Here is a 14,639-nt window from a genome sequence, read left to right as displayed (position 1 = left end):
AGACAAAACCATCGTGTTTTGCTGATCAACAAGAAAGCCGTCGCGGCTTTCTAATACATTAGTAAATCGTTCTTTTAAAACTCCAATTTCCTATTTCACGGCCGAATCGCTTAAGGGGAAATGCACTAAATTCATCGAATCCGTTCTTTTTGTAAAACGATCGATTTAAATTCGTGTTGGTGATTAAAGTCAGGATTCCGCCTCCGTTTCTTCGTATGAAAGGGATCAGGCAGTCATTGATCATCTTGCTGCCGAAACTTTTGCCCTGATGGAAGCGGGAGACCCCTAACACCTCCAAATACCATTTCTGCTCTTTGATGGCCTTGTACGATCTTTTGGCCTCTTCCGCCACATTCACCATATTCCATACCGCGGAAAGACCCCCTTTTATGAATAACTTTATTCCTCCGGCTGATATATAATCCATCACCCCAACGTCTGGATCATCCCGATGTTTTAAGAGGGCCGCGGTGACGATTTCACCTTTTACAACACCGATAAAACACCCCTGCCTATTGATATATGCCTGAGTGATGACTTTATGCAGTTCATAAAAGAATTCGGGGTTTTTCTTTTCGGGTCTTACAAGCAACTCCATAAACGGATAGTTGTCAAAAGACTCATGAAACAATTGTGCCACCTCGTCCAAATGATCAGCTGAAGCCAGACGATATTGAATCATTGAAAACCTCCTCAAAAATATGAACAGCTATTGATTAATAAACACATGTTCATTATAATTTGAAGCAAAAGCGATGTTCAATCGGCAATCGTGATTGAGCTGTTCATTAATGAACAACACATGAAAATTTGTCTATAAACGGAGGGCAAAACGATGGAGGACAGAAGATCAATCAAGACGAAAAGAGCGATAAAAGAGGCTTTTTTAAAGCTGCTCCATGAGAAAGAAATCAATAAAATCACCGTTTCCGATTTATCGAGGCGCGCGGATTTAGGACGCGGAACCTTTTATCTTCATTATAAAGATATTTTTGACTTGTATGAACAAATAGAAAATGAATTGTTTGATCAGCTGGGGAGATTTTACGATGATTATTTTCCGAGCGAAGATCCGCACAATTTGCTCACCTTCATCGAAAAAACGACCGAATATATTTATCAAAACGCTGCGATCTTCACTTTATTGACGAAACCGAAAGGAAACATTTTGACCATCAATAAATTTAAAGACTTTTTCCAAAGAAAAATTTTCGAAGAATTGAGCATGATAGAGCAATCGGAAAACGAGGTTACATGTGATGAAATGGAAATATCGTTTGTCGTCTCAGGAGTGGTCGGCGTTTTGGAGGAATGGATCAATGAAGGGATGGTTCAGACGCCGGCTCATGTGGCAGGCGTCGTCCACCGCATTCTGTTAAAAATTGGTGTATAAAAGATCAGCCCGCCGGAGAAACAAAGCTCCGGCAAGCTGGGCTATCGATCCCTCACCATTGATAAGGATACCCTTCCTTTTGCAGCGTCGACATCTTCCACCCATACGGTCACGATGTCCCCGACCGACACCACGTCAAGCGGATGCTTGACGAAGGAATGGCTGAGCTTGGAAATGTGGACGAGCCCGTCCTGTTTCACGCCGATGTCGACAAATGCCCCGAAGTCAACGACGTTCCGTACTGTCCCCTGCAGCTCCATCCCTTCTTTTAAGTCCTCCAATTGAAGCACATCGGTTTTTAAGAGCGGCTTAGGGACTTCATCCCTCGGATCGCGCTCAGGCCTTGTCAGCTGGGCGCAAATGTCTTTCAGGGTGATTTCCCCGATTCCAAGCTGTTCAGCTGCTTCAGAAATATTCAGTTCGTTGATTTTATCCTGAAGCTCTCTTGTGCCGATTTCGGCTGTTGACAGGCCGAGCTTTTTCAGAAGCTCTCTCGTCTCTTTATAGCTCTCAGGGTGGATGCCCGTGCGGTCGAGCGGTTCACCGCCGTCAGGCACCCTTAAAAAGCCGATGCATTGCTCATACGTTTTCGCGCCCAGGCGCGGAATGTCTTTCAGCTCTTTCCGGCTCGTGAATTTTCCGATTTCATCCCGCTTTTTGACGATGTTGGCCGCGACTGTTTTCGATAGTCCGGCTACATATTGCAAGAGCGCGGCTGACGCCGTATTCACGTTGACGCCGACTTGGTTGACGACGGTTTCCACCACGAAGCGGAGCGAATCGTTTAGTTTTTTCTGGCTGACATCGTGCTGGTACTGGCCGACACCGACCGACTTGGGATCGATTTTGACGAGTTCGGCGAGCGGGTCCTGGAGTCTGCGTGCGATCGACACGGCGCTCCGTTCTTCAACCTGCAAATCCGGGAATTCTTCCCTCGCAAGCTCTGATGCCGAGTAGACGCTGGCTCCCGCTTCATTGACGATCAAATAGTACACCTTTCTGTCGATGTCCTTCAAAAGATCGGCGATAAATTGTTCCGTCTCTCTTGATGCCGTTCCGTTCCCGATGGCGATGACCTCAATTTGAAAGTCTTTGATGATGCGTTTCACTTTTTCAATGGCCGCGCTTTTTTTATTGACGGGAGGGTGCGGGTATATGACATCAATCTGGAGCATCTTTCCCGTCTCATCGACAACTGCAAGCTTGCAGCCCGTGCGGAATGCCGGGTCGACGCCGAGAACGAGCTTTCCTTTCATCGGCGGCTGCAGCAGCAATTTGCGCAGATTCTCGGCGAAAATGTGAATCGCTTGATCTTCCGCCTTTTCCGTCAATTCTTTTCTGATTTCTCTTTCGATGGACGGCTGAATCAGGCGCTTATAGCCGTCTTCGATTGCGCTTTTCAGCACATCTTCAGCACTTGTTTGCTTGTGTTGTAAAATCCGTTTTTCCAAGTAAGCTTGAATGCGGTCTGCCGGCGGCTCGACCGACACTCTCAAAATCTCTTCTTTTTCGCCGCGGTTAACCGCAAGCACGCGGTGAGGAACGATTTTTTGAATCGGCTCTTCATATTCATAATACATTTCATATATTTTCTTCTCATCCGCTTCGGCGTCTTTCGCCGCGGATTTCAGCGTTCCTCTTTTAAAAGTCTCCTGCCGGATCCACTTTCTGTATTCCGGTTCGTCTGAGATCCGTTCCGCCAGTATGTTTTTCGCTCCTTCAAGCGCTTCTTCGGCGCTCATGACTTCCTTTTCTTCATTTATGTATTTGCGTGCTTCGGCTGTTACGTCTTCGTTGCGCGGGAGCGAGATGATGAAATCAGCCAAAGGTTCAAGGCCTTTGCTTTTGGCGATCGTCGCCTTTGTTTTTCGTTTTTGTTTAAATGGTCTGTATAAGTCTTCAACTTCCTGGAGCTTGTCCGCTTTTTCTATATCGAGCTTCAGCTGTCCTGTCAGCTTACCCTGTTCGTCGATCAGCCGGATGACTTCGTCTTTCCGCTGATTTAAATGCTGGATGTATCCCCATCGTTCGGAGATTGTTTGAATTTGGACTTCATCCATGGAGCCCGTTTGTTCTTTGCGGTATCTCGCGATAAAGGGAACGGTGTTGCCGTCCTCTAACAATTGAATGACACTCTCGACATGCTTTGGCGCAAGCCCTGTTTCTTTTGCGATTTGTTTGACGATTAACGCTAAAGTATCCATTGTAGCCTCCAAAAGAATGTTGTCTTCTTAGTGTACCAAAAGAAACAGAAAAACACCTATATCAAAGGGCAGCTTCTTTAAAAAAGCTGTCCGATGATATAGGTGAGATCGTCTTTTCCCATTAGTGTGTATGATTCAAGCTGATTCGATATATCTCCAGGTGTGTGGTGCTGTTTTAAATAAGACCGGAGGGCGGGTACTTCCAATCCGTCTGAATAAATGATGAATCTTGATCCTTTTTCATACGTGTAAGTGAATGTTTTGTATGTTTGCGGTTTTCCCGACATGTATCCCGTCACAGGGAGAGGGTGGATATATTTGTCCGAAGGAGCGTACAAGATAAAGCGGATATTGCCTACAGAGCTGTAAGCGATCGTTCTTGTTCGAAAATCGGCTTTTAAAATCGCCACGGTTGCGCCGCGTTTATGTTTCAGCCCTTGATTGCACCGTTCCATCAAGCTTGCGACTTCTTCATGACCGTGCGCTTCGACAACTTCGCTGATGACCGCGGAAGATTCTTGTGCCATCGCACCGCTGCCTAGCCCGTCGGCCAGCGCGCACACCATGGTTTCGTCAGTCGCATGGAAATAAAAACTGTCTCCGCAGACGGCTTTTCCTTCTTTAGGAAGCTGATAAACAAGCGCTTGCATATGTTCATTCGACTCAGTCCAAATCATGGTTTAAGCTCCATAAACGGATCTTCAGCCAAAGCTTCCCTCAGCTTTTTGACAGCTTTGCGCTGCAGCCGTGAGACGTGCATTTGCGATATACCCAGCATGTCACCGGTATCTTTTTGGCTTTTGTTTTGAATGTATGTCAGCTCAATGATTTGCTTTTCGCGGTCGGACAGTACGTGCAATACACTTTCAAGCATCAGCTTTTGGTTCACCTTTTCATAGCCTTCCTCCTGCGAGCCGACAATGTCGAGGATCGTCACCGTGCTGCCGTCTGCATCCGCTTCAATGCTGTGATCGACGGAAAGCGCCTGATAGCTTTTGCCCATCTCCATCGTTTCCAGCACTTCTTCTTCTGTGACGTCAAGAAACTCGGCAATCTCATCGACTTTTGGTGACCTTTGCGTTTCATTCGTTAAATGATCCACCGCCATTTTAATTCTCGGCCCGAGCTCCTTGATCCTTCTCGGGACGTGGACGCTCCAGGTTTTATCACGGAGAAACCGTTTGATTTCTCCGATAATAGTCGGAATCGCAAACGCTTCAAACGATTTTCCCACATCGGGATCATAGCGTTTGATGGCTCCAAGCAATCCGAGCATCCCAACCTGGCATAAATCTTCATGAAAGCTTTTTCCTTTTGAATATTTTTTGGCGAGTGTTTCCACCAGATTTTTATAAGTCTGAACAAGGGTCAGCTGAGCTTCTTCATCCTGGCTATCCTGATATTTTTTGATCAGCGTGTCGACTTCGGTTTTAGTTAGTTTCGTAGTTTTGGACGGTTGTGCCATCATCAACTCGCTCCCTGTTTAAGAACTTTGTCATCGAGACGGTTACGCCTGAATCAATCTGGACACGCACTTCATCCATGAGCGTCTCCATTAAATATAAACCGAGCCCTCCTTCTGACAATTGATCTACCGTATGCTCAGGGGAATATGGCCCCAGCCCTTTCTGTTTATCCTGAATATCAAAACTGTCTCCCTGATCTGCGACGATGATTTCGAGGCGGTCTTCAAACACGCCGAATCTGACGGAGACCTCTCCTGTTTTATCTGCTTTATAAGCATGCTGCACAGCGTTTGTGCACGCTTCGCTGACCGCAATTTTCAAATCTTCAATGTCATCATAAGAATACCCCATCTTGCTTGCGATCCCCGACAAGGTTAAACGAATGATTCCTACGTATTCAGGTTTGGCAGGTGACTTCATTTCAATGTAATCAGCTGCTCTCTTCATTATAATCCACCCTCTGACTTTCCAGAAATATCGATGATGTCCTTTAAGCCTGTAATATCAAACAAACGGATCAAACGCTCTGACAGATTTTCAAGCACTAAAGAACCCCCAGTTCTGTTTACCGCTTTGTAAATGCCGACAAATACACCCAGCCCTGTACTGTCCATATATGAAACATCTTTCAGAGAAACTTTGAGATCTTTTCCTTCTTCCGCGAGCGGCATCAGCTTATCCCGCAATGCCGGGGCCGTATGCACATCAATTTCGCCCGCCACTTTTACTTCTATCACATGGTCATTTTTTTTCATATCAACTGCCAAATTCACAATATCACCTCTGGTTCTCTTAATGAGCTACTGGTTTATTACCCAGCGAAGAGAAACTTTAAACCTTTCTTTTGAAAACAATGAGAGTAAAATCGTCATGAAGCTGAAAATCCTGAAGCTTGAGCAGATGTTCGTATATACAGTCAACCATTTGCTGAGCCGGTTTCTCCATATGTAAAGTGATCAGGTTCTGCAAGTCAGACCGCTCCAAAAATCCGCTGTCTGTCCGGCATTCGGTTACACCATCTGAAAAAAGAACGATCATATCGCCAATATCCAGTTTTTGCTCGTACTGCTCATAGTCGTATTGTGATGAAATGCCAAGAACGAGGCCCTTTGCGTTTAAATCGTAAAATTTATTTTCCCTGCAAGAATAATAAAAGCCAGGTTCATGACCGGCAGATGAAAACGTAAATAGGTGTTTTTGAAGATGATAATTGCCATAAAACATTGTAATAAACATGCTAGGGTCCACATTTTGTTCGACGACCCTGTTCAGGTTTTTCAGCACCTGTGAAGGAGACGTGCCCGAATCCGGCAAAGAGTCCATCGCATATTTGATCATCGACATGCATAACGCGGCCGGTATTCCTTTTCCGATCACATCTGCAATGGCAATGTTAATCGATTCCTTGTCCCGCACAAAATGATAATAATCACCGCTCATTTGCTTAGCCGGAACACTGACCGCCCCGATTTCGAGCGCTTCAACTTTCGGAATCGTCGTCTCGAGCAGCGTTTGCTGGACATTCGCGGCAATTTCGATTTCCGATTTAATTTCCTGCTGAATTCCTCTTAATGTCTGATGTTCTTGATAGGCCAAACCGTATCCAATCATCACTTCAATTAAAAAATCGAGAGAATGGAACACATGGTCCGGAAGATCCGGATATAATTCAGACAGAACTTTTCGGTGTATGCTGATAATCTCTTCCGGCGGCACTTGATGTTCAATCGTTTTTCTGCTGAATTTCTGTCCCTGATAAAGGGATGTCTCTGTTAATTCAGATATATATCGGCTAAGCAGCTGTCGATAGCGCTGCTCAATCACTTCCCTGAAATCCATTCCTTCCCTCCTACCGCAGCCACTTTATGGCTTGTATATCCGTTCCGTTTTCCGCGTCCGAATGCAATTCAAATTGGTCCATCAGACGCTTTACTCCCGGCAGGCCCGCTCCGAGACCGCCTGAGGTTGAAAAACCGTCTTCCATCACTTTTTTGATGTCAGCGATTCCCGGCCCCTCATCCTCCGCTACGATTTTCAACCCCTTTTTTCCTTCTTCCTGAACCTGTTCGATGCAGATTCGGCCTTTTCCGGCATACAAATAAATATTACGCGCCAGCTCTGAGATGGCTGTTGTGATTCTGGCCTGGTCCACTGTGCCGAACCCCAGTTCTTTTGCGACATTTCGCCCGAGCTGTCTGGCGGCCACTATGTCCCATTCTGTCAAAATCTTTACACAGGATTGGTCTGCCATAATTATTCCTCCAATTCCCGCTGCAATGTCTCGAGCCCCTTTTCGAGATCGAGCGCCGTCTCGATCTCGTCCAAAGAAATGCCGAGTTCAATCAATGTCACCGCAACAGCCGGCTGGATGCCAGTCAGAACGACTTTGGCGCCCATCAGTTTTGACATTGTAATAACATCGCCAAGTACTTTGGCGATGAATGAATCGATGATGTCCACCGAAGTCAGATCGATCACCACTCCGTTCGAACCGGTTTCATATATTTTGTTCAGCAGGTCCTCTTGAAATTTCAGAGCGGTTTGGTCATCGAGCTCCACTTGAATGGATACCAATAAACAGTTATATAACTTCAAAATTGGAATGTTAGGTACCCTCAAAGATTATTCCTCCAATGAAACGATTTTTCTGTCTGTCATTTCCAATGCGGTTTGAATTCCTTTTTGCAGGGTATTTTTTGTAATAACCTGAGTTAAATCGATTCCCAAATTCACAATCGTCTGCGCGATTTCCGGGCGGATTCCGACGAGCAGGCATTTAGCGCCGACCAGTCTGACGGCTTCGGAAGCCTGCATGATGTGGTGTGCGACCATCGTATCGACGACAGGCACGCCCGTAATATCAATGAGGACGACTTCAGACCGGTGTTTGACGACGCCGCTCAACAGGTTTTCCATAATCTTTTTGGCCCGATCCGTGTCGATCGTGCCGACGAGAGGCATCACCGTAATATTTTCAAAAACCGGGATCAGCGGCGCCGAGAGCTCCTGTAATGCGACCTTTTGCAGAGCGACGGTTTTCTCCCAGGAGATCGCATACTGATTCAAGATTTCGCTGTTGATCGGTTCGATAAATTTATCGATTTCCCAAATCAGATCATAACACTGCTGATCTTCCGGGACGTCCTTGTTCATTTCATAGTACAGGTGCTTCCAAAAAGCTGATAATCCCGACGACAGAAGCTTCAGCGGAACGCCGAGCTGTACGGCTTTTGAAGAAAACTGGTAGATGGTGTCGATCGATTTTTCATTCCCGTCTCCGGACTCATTCATGAGGATATGAATGTATTCATTGCTGATCGTCTCGTACATGTGTTCAGTCAGCTTCACGTTTGTCATGTTGCTGTTTAAGTCTTTCAGAATATCAGCCAAATTCCCGGCGAGTACATTTTGGTGTTCCGAGATAAATTTTAACACTGCTTGATTCGACATGTTCATCCCCCTAACTACATCTCATAACATTTTTTGGACTAACAGTTCTATTATATCGTTTGTTATTTTTGAACACAAAAAAAGTTGCTCTTTCGCCTCGAGCAACTTTCATCAATATTAAAAATCAATGAGTGCCAAACTGATTTGTAAGGCTTCGTTGACCTTTTCCATCATTTCATCATCGAGATGGGTGATTTTGTCCGTTAATCTTTGCTTGTCAATCGTCCGAATTTGTTCGAGCAATATAACGGAATCTCTTTCAAAACCGTAGCGTTTCGCATCAATTTCGACGTGGGTAGGTAATTTTGCTTTCTGTATTTGGGCTGTTATGGCTGCAACAATAGCAGTTGGGCTGAAGCGATTGCCGATGTTGTTTTGAATCACTAAAACCGGGCGCACCCCGCCTTGTTCTGAGCCAACAACAGGAGATAGGTCAGCAAAATAAACATCGCCGCGTTTAACAATCAAATGATTATCCTCCGCTTACTAAGCGCTCTACTGTGTTTTCAGCCTCATACTCTGCAAATTGAGCCTCAGAAGAGATGTTCAAATTAATCTTGGCCATCTCCATATAACCGCGTCTCATCGATTCCCGAATTTGTCGATTTTTGCGCTCGCGCAAATACATTTTTGTGGCTTGGTAAATCAGTTCATTTCTGCTCCCGTTATCTTGCATGACGACACCATCCAGTTCTGATACTAAAGCTTCTGGCAAGCGAATCAATATTTCAGTTGTAGCGCTGGATTCAGACAAAAACATACACCTCCACCAAACTTACGGATACAACACTCTATCCATTCCATCCATAATGATATCATTATTCTTTTCGCAAGCAAAGTTGTTTTTCCGCTAATTCATCAATTTTCAGGATTGATCAGGCAAGATCGGATTCCTTATTTCCATTATACTCCCATTTTCCAAAAACATACGGGGCACCCTTGAACTTATCATACAGGTAATTTCATAATTGATCGTCTGCAAATGTTGGGCGATTTCGTCGACCGAAATCCATTCGTCTTTTTGCTTCCCGATCAAGGTAACCTTTGTACCGACAGGGTATTCTTCGGCGAGGGAAATCATGAACTGGTCCATGCAGATTCTCCCTGCTATTTTTTGGCGTTTTCCGTCGATCAGCACTTCCGTTCCGGCCAGACGCCTCAGCCATCCATCAGCATACCCGACGGGGACTGTCCCGATCCATTCGTCGCGCTTGGCCGTATATGTCGCCCCGTAGCTGACGCTCTCGCCTTTTTTGACTTTTTTCACATGGGTGAGTTCGGTATGAAGCGAAAACACTTCCCGCAGACGGAACGGCAGCTCGTCTTTTATTTCGGTTGACGGCGCCAACCCGTACATGCCGATGCCGAAGCGGACGGCATTAAAGAGCTGTTCCCTGAAGCGCAGACCCGCGGCGCTGTTCGACGAATGCACCATTAAACGGTCAAGCGGGAGAGGGCTGATCAGTTCTTTAAAGCGGTCAAGCTGCATGTCGAAATAATCGGTGTCCTTTTCGTCCGCCGTCGCGAAATGAGTGAACACGCCCGTACAATTGAGTTTATCGCTCGATTCGGTCATCTCCATCATTTCTTGGATCTCTTCTTCCGTTTTGCAGCCAAGGCGGCCCATGCCCGTGTCGATCTTCAAATGATATTCAAGAGGAACTTCGGTCTCACCGAGAAAACCGAGCACGTCTTTCAGCCAGCCGGCGGAGTAGCCCGTCACAGTAATGCGCTTTTCCGCAGCTATGCCAGCATATTCGGGCGGCACTGCACCGAGGACAAGAATCGGTTCTTCAATCCCCTTCGCTCTCAGCGAAAGCGCTTCATCCAGTAAAGCCACAGCAAGAATGGACGCCCCTTCTGCAAGAGCCGCCTTCGCTACCTGTGCATCCCCGTGTCCATAGGCATTCGCTTTAACGACGGCCATCAAGTGGACATGCTCACCGATGTGCCGCTTCATATTACGCACGTTTTCTTTTAAAGCCGTTAAATCGATTTCGGCCCATGTCTTTCTATAGAATGGTTTTAAGCTCATCATGACACTTCCTGTTCCTTGTTTCAATCGTCCTTCCCATCATACTAAAAAGTTCGGAGAAAGGGAAATTTTGTACGGGAACAACTGCCCAGAACAAGAGAAAAATTGCTGGCACGCTATACATTTTACGGAAAAGCTGTCGAAAACATACGCTTGCGCCGCAAATATAAAAACAGCCTGCTTTCCGCTCCAGGGCGGAAAACAGGCTGCCGGATACGGCACAGTCTATTTTGAAGACTGGCCCTGCATGCTTTTGGCAACCATCAGAAGTTCATCTTGAGAAAGGTCTTCTGATGAGATGAAATAGTCGACTCCGTCATAAGTCCATGACAACGATTTATCCGTCAGTGCGCCGACCGTGAAGCCGAGGTCAACCGGCTCTCCATTCATGGACACGGAAGTGGACGTTTTGGCGACGCGGGCTTTTTCCTGAATCAATGTAAAGGACTTTTCACCGCCGTATGTGATGACGATTCGTTTGCCGTCTTCAGTCGCCATTTCTTTCTCCTCAAGCTTTTTCACGCCCTGAGGCACATCGAGCGGCGTTTTGACGGCGAAAGAGTCTGACACGTCCGCGCTTGTCGCTACGTCAATTTGAGACAGCGTCATATTTTTCTTTTCATCAAATGCGTCTTTATCGAGCGGCTTATCGAATTCAAAGCTTGTAAACTCAACCTTTACCATCGGTTTGCGGTCCGTATCCATCACTTTAACCGATGAAGGAGCCATGGTCTTTTTATGGAAAACGATTTCCTGGGTCGGCAGCATCTGATTATGCTGATAATTCGTTTTCGTTTCAAAAATGTATTTTGAATCCTTTGCGGAAAAAGAAGCTTCCCCATCATTTTTGACATCTTTTACGAGCGATTCGAATAAGTATACCTGGCTGCTGTTATTGGGCCAGTCGCTGTGAAAGCGGAAGCTTTTATTCAGCGACGGAGTCAAAACAAACACGCCGTTTTCATTGCGCAAGATCACCTGGCTCTGGTCTTTTTTCGGGTTTTCCAAGTAGACCCGGTAGAGAGAAGGTTTTTTATGCCAGATTTCCACATTGTACTCCTGCGGTTCATTTCCCGTTTCAATCGTCATTTTCGCTTTTGCCTTATAGGACGTGTATTCTTTTGCCTTCTTGTCGAGCCCCGTCACAACATCTTCTTGCGATTTTTGGCCGCAGGCAGAAAGCATAAGGATTACAAGCAGCCCCGTTAAAAGCAAAACAAAGCTTTTTCTCACCTTTTTTCAACCCCTTTTTAATCATTGATGTAAAAAGGAAGAAACCGCTTGTTCGACTTTAACGGTACGCCATAAGAACAGGGCCGGCTGTATCGGCGTGCGTACCATAAAAGCCTGCAACGACTCGTCTCCCTTATTGCACTACCCAATATATGAGCGTGTCTCAGACAATATGCAGACTAGCATGACAACCTTTCAAAATCATTTTTCTCCTCCGTACTAATCGCCGCTGCCTGTTCATAAACGTGTTACTATATATGTACGAGATCATTGTAAAGGGGCTTAAATCATAAGCATGTTTATCAGAACAGAAAATTTTCAGACGTTTATCAGGCTCTACCCGGTCACATCCGCCATACTGGCCCTGCAGCTTGCCATCTGGATTCTTTTTTTACTTCCGTTGACGGCCGTACAGATGTGGTCTGATTTATTGATTGGATTTAACTGGGGGATAGCGAATGGAGAATGGTGGAGGTTTGTGACGCCGATCTTTATTCACGCCGGGTTCGGCCACCTGCTCTTTAATTCGATGTCGATCTTTTTATTTGCCCCCGGGCTGGAACGAATGCTCGGGAAACTCAAGTTTCTCATCGTTTATATCGGGGCAGGAGTGATCGGCAATATCGGCACATATTTCATCGAACCGCTGGAGTATATGCATGTCGGTGCTTCGGGAGCGATATTCGGCTTGTTCGGCGTGTACCTGTACATCGTGCTGTTTCGAAAAGAGCTGATGGGAAGCGCCAATTCCCAAATCATCGTCACCATCCTCGCCATTTCGGTTTTGATGACGTTTGTCAACCAAAATATCAATATCATGGCGCACATCTTCGGACTGCTGGGCGGACTCGCTCTGGCTCCTCCGTTGTTAAATAAAAGAGTGAACGGCTTTTAACCGTTCACTCTTTTTTCATAAGAATACCATGCAAAAATATCGTCCGAATCTTTCTCCTCGACATCAGCCACCGAAAACTTCTCCATTAAAGCAGACGATTTTGTTGATGTATGAATCGAAACAAGCTGTCTTCTGCGCTGGAAATATGAGCGGCTGACTTCGAACACCTGCATGCGCCTGCGCTGAATGACAGCGGTTGTTCTGCCGATGAAGCGCGATGACATGATGATTTTGCTGCCGCTGATCTTCCATCCGGCATCGCGGTATGATAAGCAGCCGATGATCCAGTAAAAAGGAATCAATACAGCGGACAAATAGCCCCACGGCGGAAACAGAATCGAAAGCGGAACGACAGCGAGAACCGGCCAGGATGCGCGCAGGAGATAGCGGCGCAGTGCGCGTTTCGGCAAGCGGTTCAAATCGTCTTCCGGCGCATAATCCGGAATGAACTCGCCGAGGCGCTGTTTGATCATTTTTTTGCTGATAATCGGAAATAAGACGGCTGATTTATCCTCTTCCAAAACGTTTCCGCCTGCGCTGACAATCGTGACGGCTGCAAGTCCAAAAGGCTGCCTGATCAGACTCTCCTTGATTTTAATCGCTTGAATCCGCTGCAGCGGAATCGTGATTTGATGCTTTTCAATCAGTCCTCTGGAAATGACGATTTCTTTCTCTTTACGGACGACTGTAAAATTGGCGTATTTCAAAAGCATCCCGACAATGCTGAGAAGCCATGCGATGAAAAGGGCCACAAAAGCGGCTAAGGCGATAACAGCCGCTCCAGCGCTGTTCAAAAACGCAAAGCGGTCATACAACCAATCCAAGTCAAAGAAGTCGTCGACTTGAGTGAAAAAAGCGAATACCCCTGAAATAATGACGCCGATGCCGCTTGATGTTGACGCTGCAGTTAAAAGCTCCTGCCCGGTCATTTTGTACATCATTTCCGGCTCTTCCGCTGGTTCCTTCGCCTCTGCAGCAGTCTCTTCCTGCTGATCCGTGACATCGGCTCCAGTACCTTCCGCCGCCTTTTCCCTTTCGAAAAGCGCTTGCTGAATACGTTCGGCTTCTGCCTGAGTAATGGCGACCAAGGAAACTTCCGCTTCCGTTCCTCCGCTTGCCGTTTCGACTTGCAGCTTCACCAGCTTGAATATTTGCTGAATGAGGCCTGCGCTCGTGTTGATCGTTTGAATCCGTTCGATCGGAATATACCTTTTTTTCTTATTGATCAGGCCTTCCTCTATTCGCAATTCATCCTCTTCGATACGGTATGTAAATTTGCTCCACTTGATGATGCTCGTCACGACCAAAGCAATGAAAAACAGCACGGCCGCGGCGATCGCCAGCATTTTGACTGTGTGCGACTGATTTAAAAAAAGCACTACGCCAAATGGAATGATAAAGTTTTTAACAGTCTCAACAAGGCCTTTAATAAAGTTGAGAATGACGGCGGCGGGGTGCATGCGTCTCGGTTCAGACATCATCTTCAGTCACCCTCGCCAGCCTGGAAATGGAGTCCCTGAGCTGATCGGCCTCTTCAACATCCAGAGCGGGAATGGAATGGGTCGTCGCGGCTGTTGAAATTTGCACGGAGGCGAGATTATATTTTCTGAGGATGGGGCCCTGCGATGTATCAACATGCTGGACTCTGACCATCGGAACGATCACGCGGGTCACCACAAAGATGCCGTGCTGAATATCGATTTCGTTCTCATGGACTTCGTACCGCCAGATTCTGTGGCGGATATTCGGAATAATAATAATGATGACAAATGAAATCGCCAGCCAAACGGCTGCTGACAAAACGCCGATCCATACCGGCCACTTAAATATCACCCCTGCGGCAACAAGGCCTGCTGCAGCCAGCATTAAAACGAATGATGTGATACAAGCTGTGATTCTCCAGACTTTTACGCCATCACGGCTGATTTGATTTTTCGGCTCGCTTCTCAAAACTCGATTCCCC

The 14,639-nt window shown here is 46.4% G+C and carries 18 protein-coding genes; 2 read left to right on the top strand and 16 right to left on the bottom strand.

Annotated features, from left to right (window positions below; genetic code table 11):
- Window positions 1–58: 58 nt before the first annotated feature.
- On the bottom strand, window positions 59–682 hold the full coding sequence (locus tag MST20_RS19275) for a GNAT family N-acetyltransferase (RefSeq protein ID WP_243944269.1): 624 nt from the start codon (window positions 680–682) through the stop codon (window positions 59–61).
- A 153-nt stretch (window positions 683–835) separates the two neighbouring features.
- Between MST20_RS19275 and MST20_RS19270 the strand changes: the two genes are divergently transcribed.
- A complete protein-coding gene (locus tag MST20_RS19270; protein WP_165426112.1) occupies window positions 836–1,393 on the top strand; it encodes a TetR/AcrR family transcriptional regulator in 558 nt (185 codons plus the stop codon).
- Window positions 1,394–1,434: 41 nt separating this feature from the next.
- Here MST20_RS19270 and MST20_RS19265 read toward each other — a convergent pair whose 3' ends face one another.
- The 13 genes from MST20_RS19265 to MST20_RS19205 form a co-directional block, all read right to left on the bottom strand.
- Window positions 1,435–3,597 (bottom strand): Tex family protein, encoded by a 2,163-nt coding sequence (locus tag MST20_RS19265; RefSeq protein ID WP_243944267.1) that lies wholly within the window; start codon window positions 3,595–3,597, stop codon window positions 1,435–1,437.
- Window positions 3,598–3,674: 77 nt separating this feature from the next.
- Window positions 3,675–4,274, bottom strand: coding sequence for a PP2C family serine/threonine-protein phosphatase (locus tag MST20_RS19260; protein WP_243944266.1), 600 nt, complete (start codon window positions 4,272–4,274; stop codon window positions 3,675–3,677).
- Window positions 4,271–5,062 carry an RNA polymerase sigma factor SigB gene (sigB, locus tag MST20_RS19255; protein ID WP_243944319.1) on the bottom strand — a complete coding sequence of 264 codons (792 nt, stop codon included), beginning with the start codon at window positions 5,060–5,062 and terminating at the stop codon, window positions 4,271–4,273. Before sigB ends, MST20_RS19260 begins: the two co-directional genes overlap by 4 nt.
- On the bottom strand, window positions 5,028–5,510 hold the full coding sequence (gene rsbW, locus MST20_RS19250) for an anti-sigma B factor RsbW (protein WP_165426109.1): 483 nt from the start codon (window positions 5,508–5,510) through the stop codon (window positions 5,028–5,030). Before rsbW ends, sigB begins: the two co-directional genes overlap by 35 nt.
- Window positions 5,510–5,836 (bottom strand): anti-sigma factor antagonist, encoded by a 327-nt coding sequence (locus MST20_RS19245; protein WP_243944265.1) that lies wholly within the window; start codon window positions 5,834–5,836, stop codon window positions 5,510–5,512. Before MST20_RS19245 ends, rsbW begins: the two co-directional genes overlap by 1 nt.
- A gap of 58 nt (window positions 5,837–5,894) precedes the next feature.
- Window positions 5,895–6,902 (bottom strand): PP2C family protein-serine/threonine phosphatase, encoded by a 1,008-nt coding sequence (locus tag MST20_RS19240; RefSeq protein WP_243944264.1) that lies wholly within the window; start codon window positions 6,900–6,902, stop codon window positions 5,895–5,897.
- Window positions 6,903–6,912: 10 nt separating this feature from the next.
- Window positions 6,913–7,314 carry an anti-sigma regulatory factor gene (locus MST20_RS19235; RefSeq protein ID WP_009330126.1) on the bottom strand — a complete coding sequence of 134 codons (402 nt, stop codon included), beginning with the start codon at window positions 7,312–7,314 and terminating at the stop codon, window positions 6,913–6,915.
- 2 nt (window positions 7,315–7,316) lie between these two features.
- Complete coding sequence (locus tag MST20_RS19230) at window positions 7,317–7,682, bottom strand: STAS domain-containing protein (protein ID WP_243944263.1); 366 nt, start codon at window positions 7,680–7,682, stop codon at window positions 7,317–7,319.
- A 3-nt stretch (window positions 7,683–7,685) separates the two neighbouring features.
- Window positions 7,686–8,513 carry an RsbT co-antagonist protein RsbRA gene (locus tag MST20_RS19225; RefSeq protein WP_243944262.1) on the bottom strand — a complete coding sequence of 276 codons (828 nt, stop codon included), beginning with the start codon at window positions 8,511–8,513 and terminating at the stop codon, window positions 7,686–7,688.
- A 117-nt stretch (window positions 8,514–8,630) separates the two neighbouring features.
- Window positions 8,631–8,981 (bottom strand): type II toxin-antitoxin system endoribonuclease NdoA, encoded by a 351-nt coding sequence (ndoA, locus tag MST20_RS19220; protein WP_003179128.1) that lies wholly within the window; start codon window positions 8,979–8,981, stop codon window positions 8,631–8,633.
- Between the two features lie 4 nt (window positions 8,982–8,985).
- Window positions 8,986–9,267, bottom strand: coding sequence for a CopG family ribbon-helix-helix protein (locus MST20_RS19215; RefSeq protein ID WP_006638778.1), 282 nt, complete (start codon window positions 9,265–9,267; stop codon window positions 8,986–8,988).
- 111 nt (window positions 9,268–9,378) lie between these two features.
- Complete coding sequence (gene alr, locus MST20_RS19210; protein WP_243944261.1) at window positions 9,379–10,548, bottom strand: alanine racemase; 1,170 nt, start codon at window positions 10,546–10,548, stop codon at window positions 9,379–9,381.
- Between the two features lie 225 nt (window positions 10,549–10,773).
- On the bottom strand, window positions 10,774–11,733 hold the full coding sequence (locus tag MST20_RS19205; RefSeq protein ID WP_165395380.1) for a LolA family protein: 960 nt from the start codon (window positions 11,731–11,733) through the stop codon (window positions 10,774–10,776).
- Between the two features lie 343 nt (window positions 11,734–12,076).
- Here MST20_RS19205 and MST20_RS19200 point away from each other — a divergent pair, with 343 nt between their 5' ends.
- A complete protein-coding gene (locus MST20_RS19200; RefSeq protein ID WP_020450255.1) occupies window positions 12,077–12,676 on the top strand; it encodes a rhomboid family intramembrane serine protease in 600 nt (199 codons plus the stop codon).
- On the opposite strand, the gene MST20_RS19195 is transcribed toward MST20_RS19200, so the two are convergent.
- Window positions 12,673–14,157 carry a PH domain-containing protein gene (locus MST20_RS19195; protein ID WP_243944259.1) on the bottom strand — a complete coding sequence of 495 codons (1,485 nt, stop codon included), beginning with the start codon at window positions 14,155–14,157 and terminating at the stop codon, window positions 12,673–12,675. The genes MST20_RS19200 and MST20_RS19195 overlap by 4 nt on opposite strands.
- A complete protein-coding gene (locus MST20_RS19190) occupies window positions 14,147–14,626 on the bottom strand; it encodes a PH domain-containing protein (protein ID WP_243944257.1) in 480 nt (159 codons plus the stop codon). Before MST20_RS19190 ends, MST20_RS19195 begins: the two co-directional genes overlap by 11 nt.
- Window positions 14,627–14,639 lie beyond the last annotated feature (13 nt).

Source organism: Bacillus sp. B19-2 (assembly GCF_022832475.1).
GTDB lineage: Bacteria > Bacillota > Bacilli > Bacillales > Bacillaceae > Bacillus > Bacillus paralicheniformis.
This window is presented reverse-complemented; position numbering and strand designations above follow the sequence as displayed.